The 23,403-nt window shown below is 75.1% G+C and carries 20 protein-coding genes and 3 pseudogenes; 9 read left to right on the top strand and 14 right to left on the bottom strand.

Annotated elements, in window-relative coordinates:
- Positions 1-6: 6 nt before the first annotated feature.
- Positions 7-1,563 carry a Re/Si-specific NAD(P)(+) transhydrogenase subunit alpha gene (locus AC07DA_RS08865; RefSeq protein ID WP_479125918.1) on the bottom strand — a complete coding sequence of 519 codons (1,557 nt, stop codon included), beginning with the start codon at positions 1,561-1,563 and terminating at the stop codon, positions 7-9.
- A gap of 296 nt (positions 1,564-1,859) precedes the next feature.
- Here AC07DA_RS08865 and AC07DA_RS08870 point away from each other — a divergent pair, with 296 nt between their 5' ends.
- The 5 genes from AC07DA_RS08870 to AC07DA_RS08890 all read left to right on the top strand — a co-directional run bounded on the left by AC07DA_RS08870 (position 1,860) and on the right by AC07DA_RS08890 (position 7,683).
- Entirely contained in the window at positions 1,860-3,392 is a 1,533-nt protein-coding gene (locus AC07DA_RS08870) for an MFS transporter (protein WP_479126111.1), read from the top strand.
- A 456-nt stretch (positions 3,393-3,848) separates the two neighbouring features.
- Positions 3,849-4,667, top strand: a complete 819-nt coding sequence (locus AC07DA_RS08875; protein ID WP_479125920.1) for a class I SAM-dependent methyltransferase — start codon at positions 3,849-3,851, stop codon at positions 4,665-4,667.
- Positions 4,668-4,823: 156 nt separating this feature from the next.
- Entirely contained in the window at positions 4,824-6,266 is a 1,443-nt protein-coding gene (locus AC07DA_RS08880) for a family 43 glycosylhydrolase (protein WP_479125922.1), read from the top strand.
- A gap of 61 nt (positions 6,267-6,327) precedes the next feature.
- A complete protein-coding gene (locus tag AC07DA_RS08885) occupies positions 6,328-7,254 on the top strand; it encodes a polysaccharide pyruvyl transferase family protein (RefSeq protein WP_479125924.1) in 927 nt (308 codons plus the stop codon).
- Positions 7,255-7,362: 108 nt separating this feature from the next.
- Positions 7,363-7,683 carry a DUF3040 domain-containing protein gene (locus AC07DA_RS08890; RefSeq protein WP_479125925.1) on the top strand — a complete coding sequence of 107 codons (321 nt, stop codon included), beginning with the start codon at positions 7,363-7,365 and terminating at the stop codon, positions 7,681-7,683.
- A 34-nt stretch (positions 7,684-7,717) separates the two neighbouring features.
- Here the strand turns inward: AC07DA_RS08890 and AC07DA_RS08895 are convergent, their stop codons facing one another.
- The 11 genes and pseudogenes from AC07DA_RS08895 to AC07DA_RS08945 all read right to left on the bottom strand — a co-directional run.
- A complete protein-coding gene (locus AC07DA_RS08895; RefSeq protein ID WP_479125927.1) occupies positions 7,718-8,614 on the bottom strand; it encodes a glycosyltransferase family 2 protein in 897 nt (298 codons plus the stop codon).
- Positions 8,611-9,492 (bottom strand): glycosyltransferase family 2 protein, encoded by an 882-nt coding sequence (locus AC07DA_RS08900; RefSeq protein ID WP_479125929.1) that lies wholly within the window; start codon positions 9,490-9,492, stop codon positions 8,611-8,613. Before AC07DA_RS08900 ends, AC07DA_RS08895 begins: the two co-directional genes overlap by 4 nt.
- 17 nt (positions 9,493-9,509) lie before the next feature.
- Positions 9,510-10,487 carry a glycosyltransferase family 9 protein gene (locus AC07DA_RS08905; protein WP_479125931.1) on the bottom strand — a complete coding sequence of 326 codons (978 nt, stop codon included), beginning with the start codon at positions 10,485-10,487 and terminating at the stop codon, positions 9,510-9,512.
- A gap of 59 nt (positions 10,488-10,546) precedes the next feature.
- The gene (rfaE2, locus tag AC07DA_RS08910) at positions 10,547-11,911 is read right to left on the bottom strand and encodes a D-glycero-beta-D-manno-heptose 1-phosphate adenylyltransferase (RefSeq protein ID WP_479125932.1); all 1,365 of its coding nucleotides are present in this window, start codon (positions 11,909-11,911) and stop codon (positions 10,547-10,549) included.
- Between the two features lies 1 nt (position 11,912).
- A complete protein-coding gene (locus tag AC07DA_RS08915; RefSeq protein WP_479125934.1) occupies positions 11,913-12,515 on the bottom strand; it encodes a D-sedoheptulose-7-phosphate isomerase in 603 nt (200 codons plus the stop codon).
- On the bottom strand, positions 12,515-13,732 hold the full coding sequence (locus AC07DA_RS08920; RefSeq protein ID WP_479125935.1) for a glycosyltransferase: 1,218 nt from the start codon (positions 13,730-13,732) through the stop codon (positions 12,515-12,517). The genes AC07DA_RS08915 and AC07DA_RS08920 overlap by 1 nt, the downstream gene beginning before the upstream one ends.
- Positions 13,729-14,679 (bottom strand): glycosyltransferase, encoded by a 951-nt coding sequence (locus tag AC07DA_RS08925; RefSeq protein WP_479125937.1) that lies wholly within the window; start codon positions 14,677-14,679, stop codon positions 13,729-13,731. Before AC07DA_RS08925 ends, AC07DA_RS08920 begins: the two co-directional genes overlap by 4 nt.
- Positions 14,676-15,665 carry a glycosyltransferase family 9 protein gene (locus tag AC07DA_RS08930; RefSeq protein ID WP_479125939.1) on the bottom strand — a complete coding sequence of 330 codons (990 nt, stop codon included), beginning with the start codon at positions 15,663-15,665 and terminating at the stop codon, positions 14,676-14,678. Before AC07DA_RS08930 ends, AC07DA_RS08925 begins: the two co-directional genes overlap by 4 nt.
- Positions 15,662-16,270 carry a D-glycero-alpha-D-manno-heptose-1,7-bisphosphate 7-phosphatase gene (locus AC07DA_RS08935; protein ID WP_479125941.1) on the bottom strand — a complete coding sequence of 203 codons (609 nt, stop codon included), beginning with the start codon at positions 16,268-16,270 and terminating at the stop codon, positions 15,662-15,664. Before AC07DA_RS08935 ends, AC07DA_RS08930 begins: the two co-directional genes overlap by 4 nt.
- Positions 16,270-16,605, bottom strand: a pseudogene (locus AC07DA_RS08940) (carbamoyltransferase N-terminal domain-containing protein); the annotation flags it as partial. The pseudogene AC07DA_RS08940 and the gene AC07DA_RS08935, both read right to left, overlap by 1 nt.
- A 288-nt stretch (positions 16,606-16,893) precedes the next feature.
- Positions 16,894-17,591, bottom strand: a pseudogene (locus AC07DA_RS08945) (NAD-dependent epimerase/dehydratase family protein); the annotation flags it as partial.
- A gap of 43 nt (positions 17,592-17,634) precedes the next feature.
- On the opposite strand from AC07DA_RS08945, the gene AC07DA_RS08950 reads away from it, so the two are divergent.
- The 4 genes and pseudogenes from AC07DA_RS08950 to AC07DA_RS08965 all read left to right on the top strand — a co-directional run bounded on the left by AC07DA_RS08950 (position 17,635) and on the right by AC07DA_RS08965 (position 20,704).
- Positions 17,635-18,417 (top strand): polysaccharide deacetylase family protein, encoded by a 783-nt coding sequence (locus AC07DA_RS08950; RefSeq protein WP_479125943.1) that lies wholly within the window; start codon positions 17,635-17,637, stop codon positions 18,415-18,417.
- A gap of 80 nt (positions 18,418-18,497) precedes the next feature.
- Entirely contained in the window at positions 18,498-18,938 is a 441-nt protein-coding gene (locus tag AC07DA_RS08955) for an SRPBCC family protein (protein ID WP_479125945.1), read from the top strand.
- A gap of 55 nt (positions 18,939-18,993) precedes the next feature.
- Positions 18,994-19,800, top strand: coding sequence for a helix-turn-helix domain-containing protein (locus tag AC07DA_RS08960; RefSeq protein ID WP_479125947.1), 807 nt, complete (start codon positions 18,994-18,996; stop codon positions 19,798-19,800).
- A 53-nt stretch (positions 19,801-19,853) separates the two neighbouring features.
- Positions 19,854-20,704: pseudogene (locus tag AC07DA_RS08965) on the top strand (methyltransferase).
- Positions 20,705-20,720: 16 nt separating this feature from the next.
- Here AC07DA_RS08965 and AC07DA_RS08970 read toward each other — a convergent pair.
- Both AC07DA_RS08970 and AC07DA_RS08975 read right to left on the bottom strand, forming a co-directional pair.
- Positions 20,721-21,875 carry an XdhC family protein gene (locus AC07DA_RS08970; RefSeq protein ID WP_479125949.1) on the bottom strand — a complete coding sequence of 385 codons (1,155 nt, stop codon included), beginning with the start codon at positions 21,873-21,875 and terminating at the stop codon, positions 20,721-20,723.
- A gap of 47 nt (positions 21,876-21,922) precedes the next feature.
- The gene (locus AC07DA_RS08975) at positions 21,923-23,380 is read right to left on the bottom strand and encodes an NCS2 family permease (protein WP_479125950.1); all 1,458 of its coding nucleotides are present in this window, start codon (positions 23,378-23,380) and stop codon (positions 21,923-21,925) included.
- Positions 23,381-23,403 lie beyond the last annotated feature (23 nt).

Below are 23,403 nucleotides of genomic sequence, written 5' to 3' on the forward strand. Positions count from 1 at the left end.
CCCTGATCAGCCCTTCGAGAACATGCCGAGCATGCGGCGGGTCACGGCGAATCCGCCGAAGATGTTGATGCTCGCCAGCAGGATCGCGGCGAACGACAGCACGGTGACGGCGGTGTCCCCCTGCCCGATCTGGAGCAGCGCGCCGACCACGACGATCCCGGAGATGGCGTTGGTGACCGACATCAGCGGGGTGTGCAGCGCGTGGTGCACGTTGCCGATGACGTAGAAGCCGATGACGATCGCCAGGACGAACACGGTGAAGTGGCCGAGGAGTTCGCTCGGGGAGAAGGCCGTCACGAGGAACAGCGCGAGCGCCCCGGCGGCGACGAGGGCGTAGGAGGCCCACGCGGGCCGGGCGGGCTTCGCCGCCGCCCCGGGGGCGGGCGCCGCGGCTTCCTTCGCGGCGGCGGGAGCCGGTGCGGCGGACACCTGCACCGGGGGCGGCGGCCAGGTCTTCTCGCCCGCGCGGACCACGGTGATCGAGCGCTGCACCACGTCGTCGAAGTCGAGGACGAGCCGGCCGTCCTTGCCGGGCGTGAGCAGCTTCATCAGGTTGACGATGTTGGTGCCGTACAGCTGCGAGGCCTGGGCGGGGAGCCGGCCGGGCAGGTCGGTGTAGCCGATGATCGTCACGTCGTTGTCGGTGACGACGGCCTTGCCGGGGACCGTGCCCTCGACGTTGCCGCCCTGGGCCGCGGCCATGTCGACGATGACGCTGCCGGGCTTCATGCGGGCCACGTGCTCGGCGGTGATCAGCCGCGGCGCCGGGCGGCCCGGGATGAGCGCGGTGGTGATGACGATGTCGACGTCGGCGGCCTGTTCGGCGTAGAGCTGCGCGGCGAGCCGGTTGTAGTCCTCGGAGGTGGCCTTGGCGTAGCCGTCGGCACTGACCTCCTGCTCGGCGGAGACCGTGAGGAACTCGCCGCCGAGGGAGCGGACCTGCTCGGCGACCTCCGGCCGGGGGTCGGTGGCGCGGACCACGGCGCCGAGGCTGCGGGCCGCGCCGATCGCCGCCAGCCCGGCCACGCCGGCCCCGGCCACCAGCACCTTGGCGGGCGGCACCTTGCCGGCGGCGGTCACCTGCCCGGTGAAGAACCGGCCGAAGGCGTGCGCCGCCTCGACCACGGCCCGGTAACCGGCGATGTTCGCCATCGAGCTGAGCACGTCCAGAGACTGGGCGCGCGAGATGCGCGGCACGGCGTCCATGGCCAGCACGGTGATCGGCCGCCGGGCCAGTTCCTCGACCAGCTCCGGGTTGAGGGCGGGGCTGATCAGCGCGATCAGCGTGGAGCCGTCGCGGAGCCTGCCGATCTCCTCGGTCGAGGGGGCGTTGACCTTCAAAACGATCTCGGCCGCCCACGGGTCGCCGAGCCGCGCCCCGGCCTCCTCGTACGCCGCGTCGGAGAAGCGGGACGAGGCTCCCGCTCCCGGTTCGACCACCACGTCGTACCCGAGCGCGACAAGTCTCCCCACGGTGGCGGGCGTCGCCGCCACCCTGGTCTCGCCCGCAGTGGATTCGGCCGGGACGCCGATCCTCTGGGGTTCTGGTTCCGCTGGGGCCATCGTCTGCCTCTCCCGTCGTTGGTGTGTCTGTCCTCCTTGGTGCCCGCATCCTGCACCTTCGACGCGGCATCCGTGGCGGGCCGTGGTCACACGGCCGGAGAGGCCGTCCTCACACCGCCGGGGGGTTGCCCGCGGAGGCGTTCGGCGGTATCGGTGTGACGCCCGGGCCGTGCGGGTTCACTGATGCGACGCGGCACGGGCGGGCGCAGACTGGGGCTGTGAGCACTGCGCGCCCGGGGCGCGGGACCGCGTCCCCTTCCCGTACCGCACCGCACCGGTCCGTGGCGCTGGCGGCGATGATGTTCGCGGTCGCCATGACCTTCATCGACCAGACCATCGTGTCGATCGCGGCTCCGGACATCGTCCGCGAGCTGGGCCTGTCCTCCTCGGGCATGCAGTGGGTGGTCAACGCCTATCTGCTCGCCCTCGCGGCCTTCTTCGCGCTCGGCGGGCGCCTCGCGGACCTGTACGGGCCGCGCCGGGTCGTCGTCGTGGGCACGCTCGTCTTCGTCGTCTCGTCGGTGCTGTGCGGCTGTGTGCCCGACGGCGACGCGGCGCAGACCTGGCTCATCGTGTTCCGGGCCACCCAGGGGCTCGGAGCGGCCCTGCTCTTCCCCGCGGCGCTGGCCGTGGTGGTGGCGGTGTTCCCGGTCGAGCGGCGCGGCCGGGCCCTCGCCCTGTTCTTCGGCGTCACCGGCGCGCTGACCGCGATCGGCCCGCTGCTGGGCGGCTGGCTGACGAGCTGGACGTGGCGGGCCGTGTTCTGGGTCAACGTCCCCGTCGCGATCGTGGCGCTGGTGCTCACGGCCCTGGCGCACGTTCCCGACCGGCGGTCCGGGACGCTCGACGTGCGCGGCGCCGTCCTCGTCGCGGCGGGCATGGGCCTGAGCGTCCTGGGCTTCCAGCAGGCCTGGGCGTGGGGGTGGGACAGCTGGGCGACCTGGCTCTGCCTCGCGGGCGGCGTCGCCGTGCTCTGCGTCTTCGCGCGCTTCGAGCACCGGGTCCGGCACCCGCTGATCGACCTGCGGGTCTTCCGCGACAGGGCGTTCACCGTCGACGCGGCGGTGCTGTTCTTCTCGATGCTCGCCTTCGTCCCGCTGTTCTTCTTCTCCTCGGTCTACGCCCAGGTGTCCCTGAGCGCCTCACCGAACCAGGCGGCCCTGTTCCTGCTGTACTTCTTCGTGGGTTTCGCGCTCGCCTCGCAGTGGGGCGGGCGGATCCTCGACCAGCGGGGCGCGCGCCCGGCGCTGAAGCTGGGCACGGCCCTGGGCTGTGCGGGGTTCGCGCTGTGGGCGGGCAAGCTCACCGACCTGTCGATGCACGACCAGTGGCCCTACGCGGCCCTGGCCGGGGCGGGTATCGGCCTCGTCCTGGCACCGGCCTCCACGGACGCCGTGAACCGGTCCATCGGCGCCTCCTACGGGGAGGTCACCGGCATCACCCAGACCGTGCGCAACTACGCGGCGAGCGTGGGTCTGGCCGTCTACGGCACGGTCCTGACGCACGTCACCACCGGCAGGGTCGAGGACACCCTGGAGTCACGGGGGATGCCGGCCGGGGACGCGAGGGCCGTGGCCCGTGACGTCACCGAGTCGATCACGGGCAACGGCGACGCCCGCCCACCCGCCGGCACCGGGCCCGCCGCCGAGGCGGCCCGGGACGCGATGTCCGCGATCCGCATGGACTTCGCCGAGGCCAACCAGTGGGTGTTCTACGGCATGGCCATCGCCCTGGGCGCCGCCTTCCTGTGCGCCCTGCGCCACCCGGGCGGCAAGGTGCGGGCGGACGCGCCGCCGGCGGCCGGAGAACCGGCGGAGCGGGCCCGCTGACACCGCCGCCGGCCCCCGTCCCCGCCCGTCAGGACGAGAACATCGCGTCGGTGCGCCGCTGTATCTCGTCCGGCGTGAGCTCCTCGAAACCGAAAGCCGGTCGGCGAGGCCTGGAGGCAGACCAGCGAACGGCGAAGCCCGGACGCCAGGGTCGGGGATCGGATGGCCAGGGGCGAAGGCCTCACGGCCAGGGGCGAAGCCCGGACGGCCAGGGGCGGAGACCAAACGACCAGGGGCGTAGGCCCCGGACGACCAGAAGCGGGGCCCGGACCACCAGGGCCGGAGCCCGGACCACCAGGGCCGGAGCCCGGACGGTCAGGGCCGGGGCCAGGGCCGGGGCCGGGGCGGCCGGAGCCGGAGGCCGGACGGCTGGGCCGCGTGCCCTGCCCCGTGGGTAATCGCCGGGCGGGCCCAAGTTGGGGAATCTAGACTTGGCGGTCCTACGACGAGGGGGCGATGCGTGTGACCACCGGGGAGAACACCGTCGGGGACGTGTTCAGCGCGGGAGCGGAGCAGTTCCACCAGTGGTCGACGGTGCTGTGGGACCCGATCGGCGAGGCCACCGCCGCCGTGGCCGCCCCGGCCGGCGGCGAGTCGGTGCTGGACGCCTGCTGCGGGGCCGGGGCGTCGGCGCTGCCGACCGCCCGGGCCGTCGGGCCCGGGGGCCGGGTGGACGCCGTGGACCTCGCGGCCGGGCTGCTGGCGATCGGTGAGCGCCGGGCGCGCGAGGAGGGCCTGACGAACCTCCGCTTCCACCGGCACGACGTCACCTCCTGGCCCGCGCCCGGCGCCGGTTACGACGTCGTGCAGTGCGCGCTCGGCGTGTTCTTCTTCCCGGACATGGACCGGGAGTGTGCCGCCCTGACGCGGAAGCTGCGCCCCGGCGGCCGGTTCGTCGTGACCGTCTGGGAGAAGGGGGCGCTCGGCGGCTGGCAGTCGGCGCTCGTGGGTGCCGTCGAGACGGAGCGTCCGGTGCCCCGCCCGCCGCAGCGGGACCAACTGGCCCGGATCGACACCGCTGACGCCCTCGCGGCCTGGCTTGAAGACCTCGGCGGCAGCGCGCCGCAGGTCACCCGGCGGCGGTTCGACGCCCCGCTGTCCCCGGACACCGCCTGGGCGCTGGCCACCGGCAGCGGGACGCGCCGGATGCTCGACGGTCTGGCACCGGACGCCGTGGAGCGGGTGCGCGCCGAGTTCACCGCCCGGCTGACCGCGAGCGGGGTCACCGACCTCGACGTCCGCGTCCTGACGGGCACGGCCCGCTTCCCCGGCTGACCGGCCCCTCCCGGCGACCGTCCTCGTCCGAACCGTTGACGGGGGTGAGGGCTCCCCCTATCTTCTGACCGCGTTCATGGCCGATTTCGCGAACGACGTTCGAAATAACGGACAGAACTGGTCTCCCTCACCCCTGCCCTCCCCCGGAGAACTCCCTTGAGACACATAGCCGTACGGCTGCTGCTGGCCGTCCTCGTCGCCCTGGCGAGCTGTCTGGCCGGCGCGCCCGCGCAGGCCGCCGTGCCCGACTCCCCCGCCGTCACGTACACCAACCCGATCGCGGAGAAGCGCGCCGATCCGCACATCTTCAAGCACACCGACGGCTACTACTACTTCACCGCCACCGTCCCCGAGTACGACCGCATCGTGCTGCGCCGGGCGACCACCATCCAGGGGCTGAAGTCGGCGCCCGAGACCACGATCTGGACCAAGCACACCAGCGGCGTGATGGGCGCGCACATCTGGGCGCCGGAGATCCACTTCATCGACGGCAAGTGGTACGTGTACTTCGCCGCGGGCGCCACCAACGACGTCTGGGCGATCCGGATGTACGTCCTGGAGGGCACCGGCGCCAACCCGCTCACCGCGACCTGGACGGAGAAGGGCCAGATCAAGACCCAGTGGGAGAGCTTCTCCCTGGACGCCACGACCTTCGTCGTCAACGGCGTGCGCTACCTGGCCTGGGCGCAGCGCGACCCGTCGGTGAACAACAACACGGACCTCTACCTGGCCCGGATGGCCAACCCCTGGACCATCACCGGGACCCCGGTGATGCTGTCGCGGCCCACCTACGCCTGGGAGACCGCCGGCTACAAGGTCAACGAGGGCCCGGCCGTCATCCAGCGCGGCGGCAAGGTGTTCATGACCTACTCCGCGAGCGCCACCGACAGCAACTACTGCCTCGGCATGCTCACCGCCTCCGCGGGCGCGAACCTGCTCAGCCAGGCGTCCTGGAGCAAGAGCCCCACCCCCGTGTTCGCCAGCAGCGCCGCGACCAGCCAGTACGGGCCGGGCCACAACTCCTTCACGGTCTCCGAGGACGGCAGGAGCGACATCCTCGTCTACCACGACCGCAACTACAAGGACATCAGCGGCGACCCCCTCAACGACCCCAACCGCCGCACCCGCGTGCAGAAGGTGTACTGGAACGCCGACGGCACCCCGAACTTCGGCATCCCCGTGGCGGACGGGGTCACCCCGCAGCGCTTCTCCTCGTACAACTTCCCGGACCGGTTCGTGCGGCACTACGACTACCGGGCCCGGATCGAGGCCAACGTCACCAAGCTCGAAGACTCGCAGTTCCGGGTCGTGCCCGGTCTCGCCGGCAGCGGCACCGTCTCGCTGGAGTCGGCGAACTTCCCCGGCTCCTACCTGCGGCACGACAACTTCGAGGTGTGGCTGGAGCGGAACGACGGCAGCGCGCAGTTCGCCGCCGACGCCACCTTCCACCGGCGCGCCGGGCTCGCCGACCCCGCGGGCGTCTCGTACGAGTCGTACAACTACCCCGGGCGCTACGTGCGCCACTGGGAGTACCTGCTGAACGTGCAGGCGGTGAGCACCGCGACCGACCGGGCCGACGCCACCTTCTACGCCCAGTGACGTCCCACCGTATGCCCGTAATGCCCTGATTGCCCTTCCGGTGGGCGGGCACTCAGGGCGTGTGCAGACACGACAGGGCATACGACCGCGCAGGGTGCTGCTCACCGGGTGGTTCAGCTTCCGCGACGGGGAGGCCACCGCCGGGGACGTGCTGGCCCTGCGCCGGGTCGAGGACGTACTGCGGGGCACCGGCATCCCCTACGACATCGCCTGGAGTCCCGGCTTCCGGCCGGAGGCGCTGCATCTGGACCGGCTGCGGCCCGGGGACTACAGCCACCTGGTGTTCGTGTGCGGCCCGCTGCACGGGCCGCAGATCGAGCAGTTGCACCGGCGGTTCGCGCACTGTGTGCGGATCGCCGTCGGCACCTCGGTGATCGACCCCGCCGACGCGGCCGTGACCGGCTTCCACCGGGTGCTGCCCCGGGACGCGCCGGACAGCGAGCCGGTGGAGGACCTGGCGGCCCGCGCCCCCGAGGTGCCCGCCCGGCCGGTGGTCGGGGTGATCCTCACGCACGGGCAGGAGGAGTACGGGCCGCTGCGGCGGCACGGACAGGTCGCCGAGGAGGTGACGCGCTGGCTCTCCGCGAAGGACTGCGCCCGGCTGGAGCTGGAGACCCGGCTCGACACCCACGACTGGCATCTGAGCGCCACGCCCGCGCAGTTGCAGTCCGTGCTCGCCCGGCTGGACCTCGTGGTCACCGACCGCCTGCACGGGCTGGTGATCGCGCTGCGGGTCGGCACTCCCGTGCTCGCCGTCGACCCGGTCGCCGGCGGCGCCAAGCTGACCGCGCAGGCGCGGGCCTGCGGCTGGCCCGCGCTGGTGCCCGCCGAGCGGCTCGACGTGCGGCGGTTGGACCGCTGGTGGGACTGGTGCCTGACCGGCGGGCGGGTGACCGCGCGGCAGATCCGGGACGGGTTCCGCGAGGGCACGGCGCCGGACAGCGCGGACCGGCTCGTGGAGGCGCTGGCGCGACCGGTCCCCGGTTAGCTTCCGGACCTCGCGGGGCACCCGCTTGTTCGTCCCCCGCCGCACGTCCCCGCCGTCGTACGTTCCACCGGGAGGACCCGCGGTCCGGCCGCCCGGAAGGAGAAGAGCGTGTCCATCGGCCGACTCCCCGACCACGAGCAGCGCATCCTCGACGAGATGGAACGCGTCCTGCGCCGCGACCGCCGCCTGGACCGCCGCATGCGCACGCTGCGGCCGAGCCGCCGCCCCGACCCGGCCCGGGTGCTGGCCCGGGTGGCCTCCTACCGTCCCCGCGTCCTGACCGTGGCCGTCCTGTTCGCGGTGGCGACGGGTCTGATGGTGGCCGGGATGGTCACCTCCGAGCCCGCGGTGATCTGGGCGTTCGCCGCCCTGTGGCCGCTGGCGCTGTTTGCCGGGTTCCGGCTGATGTGCCGGTGGTGCGGCGGCTGACCGGCCGGTCCGGCAGCCACCCGGGACCCTGGCCTCAGCCGGTGTAGCGGCGGGCCTTGGAGGCGCGCTGGGCCGGTTCCAGCAGGCGCAGGCGGGACTCCACCTCCCGCGGCAGGACACGGCGTTCGCGCAGCACCCAGGGCAGGGCGGCCGCCGCCTCGGCGAAGGCGCGCAGGGACGCGGTGTCCCGCGGCACCGTGCGCGCCAGGTGCGCGGTCCGGCGCAGGGCGGGCCCGGCCGGGCGGCGCAGCCAGGTGAACCACAGGGTGTTGCGGATGCCGTGGGAGCGGCGCAGGGTCGCGTCCCGGGCCGCCGACGGGTGGTGGTGCACCACCAGGTGGTCGGCGTACGTCAGCCACCAGCCGTCGGCCGCCAGGTCCGCCGCGAGCAGCTCCTCCTCGCCGCCCAGCCACAGCCGCGGGTGGAAGCCGCCGGCGGCGCGGAAGGCGTCGGCGCGCAGCACCGTCGCGGCGGCCAGGAAGGAGCCGAGCGCGGGCCCGGGCAGCCAGCCCGGGCCCGGCACGGGCGAGTTGCGCAGTTCCTCGACGATCGGGTCGTCGGTGCCGCCGGGTTCGACGACGATCCGGGCCGTGACGGAGCCCAGCGCCGGGTGCCGGTCCAGCAGGTCGGCCGCGCCGGCCAGCGCGCCGGGCGCCCACCAGGAGTCGTCGTCGCAGAACGCGACGTAGGGCGTGGTGACCTGCCGGACCGCCAGGTTGCGGCCGACGGCGCCCAGGTTGCGGCCGGGCCGCAGCAGAAGGACCCAGGGGTGGTGGCGGGCGACGGCGTCGGCGGTGCCGTCCGCGGAACCGTTGTCGGTGACGATCACCGGCGGTTGCTCGGGCAGTCCGGCGAGGCGGTCGAGGGTGCGCAGCAGCTCCCGGCGCCGGTTGTGGGTGATGACCACGACGGTGGTGCGGTGATCGGTCACGCGGACGCTCCCTCCAGCAGGCGCGCGGCCCGTTCGATGTGCGGCGGCAGGGGCCTGCGCTCGCGCAGCGCGGCGGGCAGCCGGACCAGCGTGCCGCGCAGGGCGCGGCGGGCGTGGTCGTCGTAGCGGGCCTCGGCGGCCAGTTCCCGGGTGCGGGCGAGGGCGTAGGGCACGGGGCGGCGCAGCCAGGCGGTGAGGACCTCGTTGCGGCGCTGGACGACCGGGCGGCCGGTGCGGGGTGCGGGCGCCGGATGGTGGTGGGCGACGACGTCCGGGCAGTGGGTCACGCCCCAGCCGCGCGCGGCCAGGTCGTAGGCGAGCAGGGTCTCCTCGCCGCCGAAGAAGAGCAGGCGGTGGAAGCCGCCCGCGTCGAGGTAGGCGGTGCGGCGGACCACGGAGGCGCAGGCGAGGAAGCCCAGGACCTGGGTGCCCGGCAGGTCGTTGACCCGGCCGAGGGGCGAGCCGGCCAGCACCTCGTTGAGGGGGTCGGGGTCGGCGCCGGGGCCGACCAGGGTGCGGGCGGCGATCAGACCGAGGCGTGGATGGTCCTCGAACAGGCGGACGGCGGTGTCCAGGGCGCCGGGCGCCCACCAGGAGTCGTCGTCGCTGAAGGCCACATAGGGCGTGTCCAGGAGCCGGGCGCCGTGGGTGCGGGCGAGGGCACCGTGGTTGAGCGGCAGGGCCAGGACGCGGATGTCCGGGAAGTCGCGGGCGAGCCGGTCCCGGGTGTCGTCGGTGGAGGCGTTGTCGACGACGAGGATCTCGGGACGCTCGGGGAGGGCCCGCAGCCGCTGCAGGGCCTCGGCGAGCGTGGCGGAGCGGTTGCGGGTGGCGATGACGATGCCGACGGGGCCCGGGTCCGGGCGCGCGGTGGCCATGGTGCGGTGTCCCCTCCTCACGGGTGCGGGGTGCCGGGCAGGGCGGTGACGGCGTCCAGGACGTCGTCGACGGTGACGCGCAGCAGCGCGGGGTCGGTGCGGCGGCCGTGCGGGTCGCCCTCGGGGCCGTACCACAGGGCGCGGTGGCGCGGGTCGGGCGGCGGGCCCCAGCGGCTCGGCGCGACGGGCCCGAACAGGGTGACGGAGCGCGTGGCGTGGGCGACGGCGAGGTGGGCGATGCCGGTGTCGCCGCTGATCACGACCTGCGCGTCGGCGACGAGCGCGGACAGCCGGCCGAAGGGCAGGCCGCCGCCGAAGACGTCCGTGTCGGGCAGCCGGGCCTGCTTGGCGAGCCGGGCCACCAGGTCGCCCTCGTCGGGGCCGCCGGTGACGACGACCCGAAGGCCCCGGGCGCGCAGCTCCGTCGCGACCGCGGCGTAACGCTCCACCGGCCAGCAGCGCGCGGGTGACCCGGCGCCGGGGTGCAGCACGGCCGCGCCGGGCGCCGGGGAGGCGGTGCCCGGGCGGGGCAGGTGGAGGTCGGCGGGGTCGGCTTCGATGCCGTACGCCCGCAGCAGCCGGCACCAGCGGTCGCGCTCGTGTTCGTCGGCGTACCAGGGCGGGCCGTCGACCTCCGGGGTGCCGGGGTGGGCGAAGGCGAGCAGCTTCCGCGGCCGCAGCCCCATCAGCAGCCGGTGGCTGGGCGGGCCGTTGCCGTGCAGGTCGACGGCGATGTCCGGGGGCGGCCCGCTCCAGTCGAGTGAGCGCGGTACCGCGCGCCCCGGGGCGGCGGCGGGCAGCAGCCGGTCCACGGCGCCCGTCGCCGCGGCGACCGGTTCGAGTCCGGCGGGCGCGGCCAGCACGAGTTCGTGCCGCGGGTGGGCCCGTCGCAGGGCGCGCAGGGCGGGCACGCCGGCGAGCAGGTCGCCGAGTCCCAGGGCGCGCAGGACGAGGAGGCGGGGCGGCGGAGCATCGGGGGCCGGGTCGGGTGTCATGACAGCAGCCTGCCGCGATCGTCCGGTGTCCGCCCCCGTGGCCCGGCTCATCGGGTGCGTCATCGTGCTCCTTCCGCCGCCCGCTCCATCAGGGCCGTCGAGGAGCGGCCGTCGAGGTAGGGCAGCAGGACCGCCTGGCCGCCCCACTGCTGCAGCAGGGCGGCCTCGGGGAGGTCGGCGGCCGCGTAGTCGCCGCCCTTGACCCAGACGTCGGGCCGCAGGTCGGCCAGGAGACGCTCGGGGGTGTCCTCGTCGAAGACGGCGACCGCGTCGACGCAGGCCAGGGCGCGCAGGACGCGGACCCGGTCGGCGAGCGGGTTGACGGGGCGCCCGTCGCCCTTGCGGCGCCGCACCGAGGCGTCGGAGTTGACGCACACCACCAGGCAGTCGCCGATCCGCCGGGCGGCCTGGAGGAGGCCGACGTGGCCGGCGTGCAGCAGGTCGAAGCAGCCGCCGGCGGCGACGACGGTGCCGTGCGCCGAGCGGACGCGGGCGGCCAGGTCGCAGGGGTCGCCGTCGTCGGACGGGGAGACGCGGGGGGTGTCGGTGGTCGGTACGGCGGCGGCGCCGCCGGCCGCGACGAAGCCGCTCGCCGCGGCCACGGCGCCCTCGACCGCCTCGGCGACCAGGACGCCGTCGGCGAGCAGTCCGGCCGCCGTGGCGGCGAACCGGTCGCCGGCCCCGCAGCTGTCGCCGGGGTGCGTGGCGGGCGCGGGCACGAGCAGCGGGTGCTCGCCGTAGGAGAGCAGGGCGCCGCGTGCGCCGAGGGTGACCGCGACGGCCGCGGCCCGCCACTGCCGCACCAGGGCGGCGGCGCTGTGGGCGGCGGCGTGCAGGTCCCGGCGCGGTGTGCCGTCCCGCGGGGCGAGGGCGTGGGCCTCCTTCTCGGCGGGGGTCACCAGCCGGGTGCCCGGTACGGGGGTGCCGCCGCGCGGGTGCGGGTCCCAGACCAGGGGCGGCCGGGCGGCGAGGTCGTCGCGGAGGGCGTCGGCGGTGCCCCGGCCGTAGTCGGAGACGAGCACGGCGGGTGCGGAGCGGACGAGCGCGCGGGCGGTGCCGGTGGCCTCGCGGGTGCGGCCCGCGCCCCGGTCGAGGCGGACCACCGGGCGGTCCTGGGCGAGGACGCGGGTCTTCTCGGACAGGGGGCCGGTCAGGGGCAGCGGGACCAGGGTGAGCCAGGATTCCAGCAGGCGGCGCAGCTCGCGGCTGGCGGGGTCGTCGCCCAGGCCGGTGACCAGGGTGACGTCCCGGCCGTCGCGGGCCGCGAGGTAGGCGGCGAGCGCGGCCCCGCCGGGCCGGGTCCGCTCCCCGCAGTCGTCGACGACCGGCACGGGCGCGTCGGGCGCGAGCCGTTCGGCGCGCCCGGTGACGTCCCGGTCGAGGAGCGCGTCGCCGACCACGACCAGCGGTGCCTTGCGCTCCATGTCAGCTCCCGCCGTCGCCGTGCCGCCAGGTGCCGCGTTCCACCGCCGCGTCGAAGGCCGCGCACACCATGTGCACCGCCACGAGGTGCAGTTCCTGCACGGTCGCGGCGGTCGGCGCGTCGACGCACAGGGACTCGTCGCTGCCCGCGAGCAGTGGGTTGGGGGCCGGGCCGGTCAGGGCCCACACCCGGATGCCGGCCGCGCGGGCGGCGTCGGCGGCGGACAGCAGGTTGGCGCTGGCGCCGGAGGTGGACAGCAGCATCAGCACGTCGCCGGAGCGGCCGTGGGCGCGCACCTGGCGGGCGAACACCTCGTCCACGCCGTAGTCGTTGGCGATGGCGGTGGTGCTGGAGGTGTCGGCGTGCAGGGCGAGCGCGGAGAACGGCGGCCGGTCGTCGCGGTAGCGGCCGACGAGTTCCGCGGTCAGGTGCTGGGCCTGGGCGGCGCTGCCGCCGTTGCCCGCGGCCAGCAGCCGCCCCCCGCCGGTGAGGACGGCCGCGAGGTGCTCGCCCCACCGTTCGGTGAGGGGCGCCGAGGCGCGGAACGCGGTCAGGGCGTCCTGGAGCTCGTCGCAGTGCCCGGTGACGGGCGGGTGCACGGTCATCACGCCACCTCCTTCTGCTGTGCGTGTCCGGCGAGGACCTGGCGGTGGACCTGCTCGACGCCGTCGGCGACGCGCTGCCAGGTGTAGTGGGTCAGGACGCGGGCGCGTCCGGCGGTGCCGCAGCGGCGGCGCAGGGCGTCGTCGGTGAGGAGTGTGCGGACGGCGGCCGCGATGGCCTCGGGGTCCCGCGGCGGGACGAGCCGGCCCGTGGCGCCGTCGGCGACACTGTCGCGGTGGCCGCCGACGTCGGTGGCGACGACGGGGACGCCGCAGGCCATGGCCTCCAGCGGCACGATGCCGAACGGCTCGTAGACGGGGGTGCACAGCACCAGGTCCGCGCTGCCGATCAGGGCGGGCATGGCGGCCGGGTCGACCGCGCCGAGCATCCGGACCCGGTCGGCCACGCCGGTGCGCCGGGCGAGGCGCCGCAGCCGCCGGGCCTCGGGGTCGTCGGCGAGCAGTCCGGCGGCGGGCCCGCCCGCGAGGACCAGTTCGGCGTCCGGGATCCGGGCGAGGGCCTCGATGGCCTGGTCGTAGCCCTTGCGCGGGACGAGGCGGCCGCAGGCGAGCAGCCGGTGCCGCGCGGCGCGCGCCGGGACGCCGCCGGGCGGCACGCCGGGCCGGAACTGCTCCGCGTCCACCCCGCAGGGCACCACGGACACCCGCCGGGGCGGCACGCCCATCGCGGCGAGTTCGCGCACCTCGTCGGAGCAGGTGGCCAGGACCCGGGCGCAGCCGCGGCCGATCCGCCGCTCGACGCCGACGCGTTCGGGCGGGCTGGTGTCGAGCCGGCCCTGGTGGCGGCGCTTGACGGTGCCGAGGGCGTGGAAGGTCTGCACGACGGGCACGCCGTGCGGGTGGGCGCCGATCCGGGTGGCCATGCCGGACATCCAGAAGTGGGCGTGCGCCACGTCCGGCCGCTCCCGGGCCCAGGCGCGGCCCAGCCAGGCGCCGAAGTCGGGCATGTACGGCAAGAGTTCGTCCTTGGGGACGGCCTGGGCCGGTCCGGCCGGGACGTGCGCGACGACGGCGCCGCCGGGCAGCGGCACCCGGTCGGGCAGGTCGGGCGCGTCCCGGCGGGTGTAGACCGTCACCTGGTGGCCGCGCCGGGCCAGTTCCTCGCTCAGGCGTGCCACGTACACGTTCTGGCCGCCGGCGTCGACGCCGCCGAGCGCGGCGAGCGGGCTCGCGTGCTCGGACACCATGGCGATCCTCATCGGGCCACCTCCTTCAGCAGCCGCTCCCAGTCGTCCAGGAAGCGGTTCAGCCCGTAGCGGGCGAGCGCCGCCGCCCGGGCTCCCTCGCCGGCCGTGCGCGCGTGGAGCGGGTCGGCGACGAAGTCGCGTACGGCGCCGGTCAGTTCGTCGATCTTGTTGGAGACCACTCCGGCGCCGGGCGGTACGGCCTCGGTGGCCTCGGTGGTGGCGAGCGCGACCACGGGCATGCCCAGGTGCATGGCCTCCAGCAGGGACAGGCCGAGGGAGGTCCAGCGCACGGGGTGGACGTAGACGCGGCGGCGGGCCATCCGGGTGTGCAGCTCGGCCTGGGTGAGTTCGTGGGAGCGGCAGCGTTCGGCGGGGATGCCGAGCCGGCCGGCCAGGCCTTCGGTGCCCATGCCGAAGACGTCCAGCGGGGCGGCCTCGGCGAAGGCGGGCAGCAGGTCGGTGCCGGTGGTGCGGCCGCGCCGCAGCGGCTCGTTGACGGCGACGGCGGCCCGCTCCAGCTCCCCGGTCCACAGCGGCCCGGGGTCGACGATGCCGTGTTCGATGACCGTGCTGGGCGTGGCACCGGCGTCCCACATCAGCCGGTTGAAGTGGGTGACGTGGACGAGGGTGGCGCCGGGGATCTCCGCGGCGGGGTGGCGGGTGTCGGGCACGTCACCGTGCGGGGCGTTGTGCTCCAGGTACACCAGGGGCGGGCGGCGGCCCAGCCACCGGTCGACCAGGCCGGGTTCGTGCGGGCGCTGCAGGACGACGACGTCGATGTGCTCGTCGCGCAGCCGCTCGGGCGGCACCTCGACGACGCTGCCGGGCCAGTCCCAGGTGCGGGCGCGGCCGAGGCCGTCGGGGCCGCGGTCGGGGGTGACGGGGACGACGTAGGTGTGCGGGCCCTGCACGAAGGCGGTGGTCCACGAGCCGTGCACGTGCCACAGGAGGATCCTCATGTCTCCCCCCGCAGCTTCTCGACGGCGGTGACCACGTCGTGCGCGGTGACGGTGTCCAGGCAGGGGTGGCCGGGCACGGGGCACTGTCTGGCCCTGCTGTCCGCGCAGGGCGCGTCCTGGTCGCCGAGCAGCACGTACGGGACGCCGTAGGGCCGCCAGCGTTCGGCGGGCACGACCGGAGCGAACAGGGAGACGACGGGGGTGCCGACGGCGGCGGCGAGGTGGGCGGGGCCGGTGTTGCCGGTGACGACGGCCTCGGCGCCCGCGAGGACGCCGGACAGTTCCGCCGCGCCGGTGCGGCCGCCGAGGTCGAGGGCCTGCTCGCCCGCGACGAACGCGGTCAGGTCGCTCTCCCCCGCGCCGCCGGTGACCACCACCCGGTGCCCGGCGGCGGCCAGTTCGCGCACCGCCTCGGCGCAGCGCCCGGGGCTCCAGGCGCGGGCGGGGACGCTGGCCCCGGGGTGCACGACGACGTAGGGGCCGGGGCCGGTGAGGCCTGCGGTCGGGGGCGGCGGGAGCACCCGCAGGCGGCCGTCGTCGGCCGCGGGGAACCCGGCCGCCTCGGCGAGGTCGAGGGCGGCCTCGGCCTCGTGGGCGTGCGGGGCGCGGTGGTGGCGCACGTCGAGCAGGGAGCCGGGGTAGTCCTCGCTGTCGGCGGCGATGAAGCCGACGCCGGCCAGGCGCAGCAGCAGCGCGGCGGGCAGCGGCGACTGGTGGTAGGAGGTGAGGATCAGCGCGGTGTCGGCGTCGATGGTGTCGATGAGCTGGTCGACCTCGCCGCGGCCGACGGGCGGGGGCGTGAAGCCCACCCAGGGCGCGTCCCATACGAGGATGGCGTCGACGCCGGGCAGCAGCCGGGCGGCGGGGGCGCCGCGCGGTCCGCACAGCAGGGTGACGGTGTCGGCGCGGGTGGCGACCGCGCGGATCGCGGGACCGGCGAGCAGGAGGTCGCCGAAGCTGTCGAGTCGGGTCACGAGTGCTTTCACCGGCACCTCCGGTGTCCGGGGCCGGTGGTGAAGGCCTCCTGGACGGGTCGTTCGTCGACCAGCACGCGGCCCCGCGGCACTCCGTCGAGCACCGCGCGGACGGCGGTCGTGAGGTCGGGGGCGACGTGGTCGGCGGCCGCGACCTCCTCGGGGCGGGTCTGCGCGTTGGGGACGAGGATGCCGTGGGCGCCGGCCCGGCGGGCGGCCTCCACGTCGGCGCCGATGTCGCCGATGACGACGAGGTCGGCGGGGTGGGTGCAGACGCGTCCGGCCGCCCACAGCACCATGCCGGGCTGCGGCTTGCGGCACCGGCAGCCGTCGTCGGGGCCGTGCGGGCAGACGGCGAACACGTCGAACGGGCCGAGGAGTTCGTCGACGCGGTGGTGGACGCGGCGGACGTCGGCCTCGGTGAGCAGGCCGCGTGCGACGCCGGACTGGTTGGTGACGACGCCGGTGGCGATGCCGCGCTCGCGCAGCAGGGCGAGCGCCTCGCGGGCGCCCGCGACGGGGCGGACCAGGTCGGGGTCGCCGTTGTAGGGGACGTCCTCGACGAGTGTGCCGTCGCGGTCGAACAGCACGGCCTTGACGGGGCGGGCCGACTTCACGGGGACACCTCCTCCTGCCAGGTGGGGGCGTGGCGCGCGTACTCCAGGCGCAGCGGGTCCCAGGGGTCGTTCAGGCCCATGTCGCGGGCGGGCCGGGCGAGCGCCGGGTCGAAGGAGCAGGTGACGGCGTCCAGGTTCGCGGGCCGCAGTCCGGCGTGCTCCGGGCACCAGCGGGCGGACAGCCCGGGCAGCTCCCAGGCGGAGAAGGGCAGCGGGCGTTTGCCGTGCTTGCGCCGGCTGAAGCGCTCCTCCTCGGCGGCCGCCACGGTTGTGCCGTCGACGACGAGGGCGGCGGCCGGGTCGTGGAACAGGGCGTTGATACCGAGGATGCGCATGAGCCGGGTGCTCCTCCCGTGGAGGGTGTGGAGGACTACGGTGCTGGCGAGTGCCGCGAGTGAGCTGACTTAAACAATTGATGCCTACTCATGACGAAAGTACCGATTTGTCACTCTGGGTAGTTCTGTCGGGCGGTCATGGCCCCACCAGGGCGGACGAGCCACGGGCGGCCGGGCGCGGCGGACGGCGGACAGCGCAGGGGCAGGCGGCGGGCGGCGGGCGGCGGGCGGCGGGCGGCGGGCGGCGGAGGGGCAGGCGGCGGGCGGCGGGCGGCGCGCGGCGGGTGATCAGGCGGCGACGGAGCGCGAGAACCAGTCGATGGTCCGCTCCAGGCCTTCGCTCCAGCCGACCCGGGGGCGCCGGCCCAGCCGCTCCCGGGCCAGGCGAATGTCGGGGCGGCGGCGGCCGGGGTCGTCGACGGGGCGGTCCACGAACCGGACGCGGGACGCGGAGCCGGTGAGGTCGACGATCCGGCGGGCCGACGGGCCGGCTCCGACATGGTGATCGTCTCGCCGCCGCCGATGTCGACCGGCCCGGTCCCGGCGGAGGCGGCCAGGACGAGCACACCGTCCACGGTGTCGTCGACGTAGCGCAGGGAGCGGACATGCCCGCCGTCGCCGGCGATGGTCAGGGGCATGCCGTCCAGGGCCTGTGCGACGGAGGTGGGGACCGCGCGGCCGTCGCCGGTGCGCATGCGGGGACCGTAGGTGTTGAGGATGCGGGCGATGGCGGCGTCGGTGCCGTGCACGCCGCGGTGGGCGGTGACCAGGGCCTCGGCGAAGCGCTTGGACTCGTCGCAGACGCTGCGCGGGCCGACCGGGTTGGCGTTGCCCCAGTAGTCCTCGCGCCGGGGGTGCCCCAGCGGGTCGCCGTAGACCTCGGAGGTGGAGGCGAGCACGAACCGGGCGCCGTCGGCGTGGGCGCGCTCCAGCGCGCGACGGGTGCCGGTGCTGCCGGCCTCCAGGGTCTCCAGCCGGGGCACTCGAACACTATGAACGGCACGTATACACGATGTGTATAGTCCCGGCATGCCTTCTCTGACCAAGAAGATGAAGAAAACGGGGACCGCGTTCCGTACGGCCGGGACGCTCGCGGCGGCGGCCGCCCTCGCCCTGAGCGGCTGCTCGGGGCTCGACACCACCGCCCCCAGCGCCGTCCGGGCCGAACCGGCCGCCGGTGCCGAGGCGGCCCGCTTCGGCACCGTCGACTGCCGCGAGGCCAAGTGCATCGCGCTCACCTTCGACGCCGGACCGAGCGAGCACTCCGCGCGGCTGCTGGACATCCTGAAGGAGAAGCACGTCCCGGCGACCTTCTTCCTGCTGGGCGAGCGGCACATCGAGAAGTACCCGCAGCTGGTGCGGCGGATGGCCGACGAGGGCCACGAGGTGGCCAGCCACACCTGGGACCACAAGATCCTGACCGGGCTGCGGCCCGAACAGATACGTGAGGAACTGGAGCGCCCGAACCGGGAGATAGAACGCCTCACCGGCCGCCGCCCCACCCTGATGCGCCCGCCGCAGGGCCGCACGAACGCCACCGTGCACGAGATCTGCCGCGAGCTCGGTCTGTCCGAAGTGCTGTGGACCGTCACGGCGAAGGACTACACGACCACCGACTCCGAGCTGATCGGCCGCCGCGTCCTCGACCAGGCGTCCCGCGACGGGATCATCCTGCTGCACGACATCTACGACGGCACCGTGCCGGCCGTGCCCGGGATCGTCGACGCGCTGAAGGAACGGGGCTACGTCTTCGTGACGGTGCCGCAGTTGCTGGCACCGGGGAAGGCGGAACCCGGGGCCGTGTACCGGTGACGGAACGGCGGGGAACGAACCTGTCGGGGGGACGGGGCGTGGCCGGACGGCGGACGGTGCGCGTTCCCTACGATCGTGCCGTGGCGAACATCGAACTCCAGCGCACGGCCCCGCTCCCCCTCGACGAGGCGTGGCGCCGGATCACGGCGTGGCCGCGGCACGGTGACGCCGTGCCGCTGACGGTGGTCCGGGTGGTCCCGCCCGGCCCGACGCGCCGGGGCACGCGGGTCGTGGCCCGCTCCGGCGTCGGGCCGTTCGCCTTCGACGACCCCATGGAGATCACCCTCTGGCAGCCGCCGGCGGACGGGGGCCCGGGCAGGTGCCGGCTGGAGAAGCGCGGGCGCGTGGTGCTCGGCTGGGCGGAACTGGAGGTGCGGCCGGGGCCGGGCGGGCGCACCCGCGTGGTGTGGCGGGAGGAGATCCGGCTGCGTTTCCTGCCGCCGCTCCTCGACGGCGTGGTGCGCCGTTCGTCGCGGTACGTCTTCGGCCGGGCGCTGAACCGCCTGCTGCGCCGTCCCTGAGCCGGGGCGGAACTTTCGTCCAAGACAACCGGGCCCGGTCGGCGACCGTGGAGGCATGCGCAGTTACGAAGCGGAGACCGAGCCCGGCTGGGACGTCGCCCTCCCCCTCGGCGGGCCTTCACTCGACGGCGTCCTCATGGCCGGGTTCCGCGACCGTGCCGCGGCCGGGCTGGACCTGCGGGTGCTCCCGCAACCGGTGGTGACCGTCGTCATCGGGCTCGGGGACGCACCGCTCACCGTCGAGGGCTCCGGCGGCCGCCGGAGCCTGCCCGGTCTCGTCGCCGCGCTGTCGCCCGGACCGGCCCGGATCCGCGGTGAGCGGGTCGAGTGCGTCGAGGTGCGCCTGTCGCCCCGGGCCGCCTACGCGCTGCTGGGCGTATCGCCGCGCGAGCTGGACGGGGTCGTGGCGTCCCTGGGGGACCTGTGGGGACGCGACGAGCGGCTGCTGCGGGAGCGGCTGACCGACACCCCGGCCTGGCAGCGCCGCCTCGCCCTCGTGGCGGAGTTCCTGGCCGGACGGGCCGCGCGGGCGCCGGAGACGGCCCCCGAGGTGGCCGCCGCCTGGGACACGATCGTGGCCCGGCGGGGCGACGTACGGGTCGCCGAACTGGCCGCCGCGTGCGGCTGGAGCCGCAAACGGCTGTGGTCCCGGTTCAGCGCCCAGACCGGCCTCGCCCCCAAGCGCGCCGCCATGCTGGTCCGCTTCGACCACGCCGCCCGCGCCCTCGGTGCGGGAGCGAACGCCGCCGACGTGGCCCTGGCGTGCGGCTACGCCGACCAGCCCCATCTGCACCGCGACGTCCTGGCGTTCGCGGGCCGCGCGCCCACCGCCCTGGCCGCCGGGGCGACGTCCGCCGGCTGACCGGGCCCCTCATCGCGGGGCCCGTCGGCCCCACCACGCAGGAAGGAACACCCGTGGCGATCACCCCTGCCCCCGCACCCGGCACGAGCGACCGCGACCGGCTCGTACGCCTCGTCTTCGGCGGCATGGCCGCCCAGACCGTCCGCGCGGCCGTCCGGCTCGGGGTCGTCGAGCTGATCGGCGACGCACCCGGGCCGGCCACGGAGGTGGCCGCCGACGCCGGAGCCGAACCCCAGTCCATGACGCGGCTGCCGCGCGCCCTGGCGGGCCTCGGCCTGCTGCGTGAGCACAGCTCCGGCACCTTCGCGGTGGCCCCCGCGGGCGCCCTCCTCGACCCGGGCCGCCCCGGCTCGCTCACCTCCTTCGTGCGGATGTTCACCGAGCCGGAGTCGTCCGGGCCCGGGAGCACCTCGACGACGGCGTCCGCACCGGCGGCGTCGCCTTCGACACCGTCTTCGGCACGGACTTCTTCAGCCACCTCGCCCGGCGGCCCGGGCTCTCGGCGGAGTTCAACGGGGCGATGAGCCAGGCCACGGGCGAGATCGCGGCGGTCCTGCCGCACGCCTTCGCCTTCGGCCGCTTCGGCTCCGTCACGGACGTCGGAGGCGGGGACGGCGACTGGCCGGACGACCGCGCGCTCGTGATGCTGCGCAACTGCCGGGCCGTGCTGCCACCGGGCGGCCGGATCCTGATCGTGGAACCGGTCCTGCCCGGGACCGTGGCGTCCGACGGCACCGCGGCCACCTACCTCAGCGACCTCGACATGCTGGTGAACGTGGGCGGCCGGGAACGCACCCGCGCGGACTTCGAGGAATTGTGCGAGGCCGCCGGCCTGGCCCTGGCCTCGGTTACGCCCCTGCCGGGCGCGGAACCGTTGTCGCTGCTGGAGGCCGCGGCCCGCTGACCGGCCGGGGAGGGGCTCAGGCGACCGACCCGATGCGCCGCTCCGCCGCGCCCGGCCCCGGCTCGTGGTGGATCGGCGTGTGCGCGCCCGTCAGCGGCACCCCGCTGCCGCCGCGCCGCCCGGCGACGATCTCCGCCCCGATCGACAGGGCCGTCTCCTCGGGGGTACGGGCGCCGAGGTCCAGGCCGATCGGCGAGCGCAGGCGGCTCAGCTCCGTCTCCGTGACGCCGACTTCGCGCAGGCGGGCGGTGCGGTCCAGGTGGGTGCGCCGGGAGCCCATGGCGCCGACGTACGCCACCGGCAGCCGCAGCGCGAGCTTCAGCAGGGGGACGTCGAACTTGGCGTCGTGGGTCAGCACGCACAGGACCGTGCGGGCGTCGACGTCGGTGCGCTCCAGGTAGCGGTGGGGCCAGTCGACGACGATCTCGTCGGCCTCGGGGAAGCGCGCCCGGGTCGCGAAGACGGGGCGGGCGTCGCACACCGTGACGTGGTAGCCGAGGAACTTGCCGACGCGGACCAGGGCGGAGGCGAAGTCGATCGCGCCGAACACGATCATGCGGGGGGCGGGGACGGAGGACTCGACCAGGACCGTGAGCGGCGCTCCGCAGCGAGAGCCCTGCTCGCCGATCTCCAGGGTGCCGGTGCGCCCGGCGTCCAGGAAGGCGCCCGCCTCGGCGGCGACCGTGCGGTCCAGCTCCGGGTGGGCGCCGAAGCCGCCGTGCCGGGAGCCGTCGGGGCGGACCAGCAGGGCGCGGCCCGTCAGTCCGCTCGGGCCCGACACGATCCGCGCCACCGCCGCCGCCTCCCCTCGGGCGGCGGCGGCGAGCGCGGCCCGGACCACCGGCCGGACCGGATCGGCGGCCCGCACCGGGGTGACCAGGACGTCGATGACGCCGCCGCAGGTCAGGCCCACGGCGAAGGCGTCGTCGTCGCTGTAGCCGAAGCGCTCCAGGACGGTCTCGCCGTCCCGCAGCGCCTGCTCGCACAGTGCGTAGACCGCGCCCTCCACGCAGCCCCCGGAGACCGAGCCGACGGCCGTGCCGTCGGCGTCCACCGCGAGCGCGGCACCGGGCTGCCGGGGCGCGCTGCCGCCGACGGCCACCACGGTCGCCACGGCGAAGTCACGGCCCTGCTCGACCCACCGGTTCAGTTCTTCGGCGATGTCCAGCATCTGTCTCGGTCTCCTTGGGGCTGCTGCGTCGGGGCGGTGCGGTGGGCTCAGTGGGCGCCCAGCCAGCTCTCGATCGGGTTGAGGGCGAAGTAGACGAGGAACACCGCCGTGAGGATCCACATGAAGGCGCCGATCTCGCGCCACTTGCCCTGGGCGGTCTTGATGGCGGCGTAGGAGATGACGCCCGCGGCGACACCGGTGGTGATGGTGTAGGTGAACGGCATCAGCACGACCGTCAGGAACACCGGGACGGCGGTGGCCCGGTCGGCCCAGTCCACGTGGCGGGCGTTCATCAGCATCATCGCGCCGATGACGACCAGGGCGGCGGACGCGACCTCCTGCGGCACGATCGCGGTGAGCGGGGTGAAGAACAGGCAGGCCGCGAAGAACAGTCCGGTCACCACGGAGGCGAGGCCCGTGCGCGCGCCCTCGCCGACCCCCGTCGCCGACTCGATGAACACCGTCTGGCCGGAGCCGCCCGACACGCCGCCGATCGCACCGCCGGCGCCGTCGATGAACAGCGCCTTGGACAGGCCCGGCATGCGGCCCTTGTCGTCGGCGAGCCTGGCCTCCGTGCCGACGCCGATGATGGTCGCCATGGCATCGAAGAACCCGGCGAGCACCAGGGTGAAGACGATCATGCCGACGGTCATCACGCCGACCTGGCCCCAGCCGCCGAACTCCACCTCGCCGAAGAGCGAGAAGTCGGGCATGGACACGGCGCTGCCGTGCAGTTCGGGGGCGCCGGCCGCCCACTGCTTGGGGTCGATGACGCCCGCGGCGTTCAGCACCGCCGCGACGACCGTGCCGCCGACGATGCCGATGAGGATGGCGCCCGGGATGTGCCGGGCCTGGAGCATGAAGATCAGCAGCAGGGTGCCGGCGAAGAGCAGGACCGGCCAGCCGGCGAGTTCGCCCGCCGGGCCGAGCGTGACGGGGGTGGCCTCGCCCTGGTGCACGAAGCCGGACTTGTAGAAGCCGATGAGGGCGATGAACAGGCCGATGCCCATGGTGATGCCGTGCTTGAGCGCGAGCGGGATCGCGTTCATGATCATCTCGCGCAGGCCGGTGACGACCAGCAGCATGATGACGACGCCGTACATCACGCACATGCCCATCGCCTGCGGCCAGGTCATCTCGGGCGCGACCTGGGAGGCGAGGACCCCGGAGACGGACAGGCCCGCGGCGAGGGCGAGCGGCACCTTGCCGACGAAGCCCATCAGCAGGGTGGTGAGGGCCGCCGCGAACGCGGTCGCGGTGATCAGCGCCTGCTGCCCGAGGGTGCCCCCGGCCGCGTCCTTGCCGGACAGGATCACGGGGTTGAGCAGGAGGATGTACGCCATCGCCATGAAGGTCGTGATGCCGCCGCGCACTTCGCGGGCGACCGTGGACCCTCTGTGGGATATGTGGAAGTACCGGTCGAGCCAGGACCGCCCGGCCGGGACGCGGGTGCCTTCGCCCGCGTCGTCGGCTGTGGTCCTCGGCTCTACTGACTGCTGGGTCATGTGGGCCTACTCCCAAGGTTCAT

Source organism: Streptomyces sp. NPDC044921, assembly GCF_056432865.1.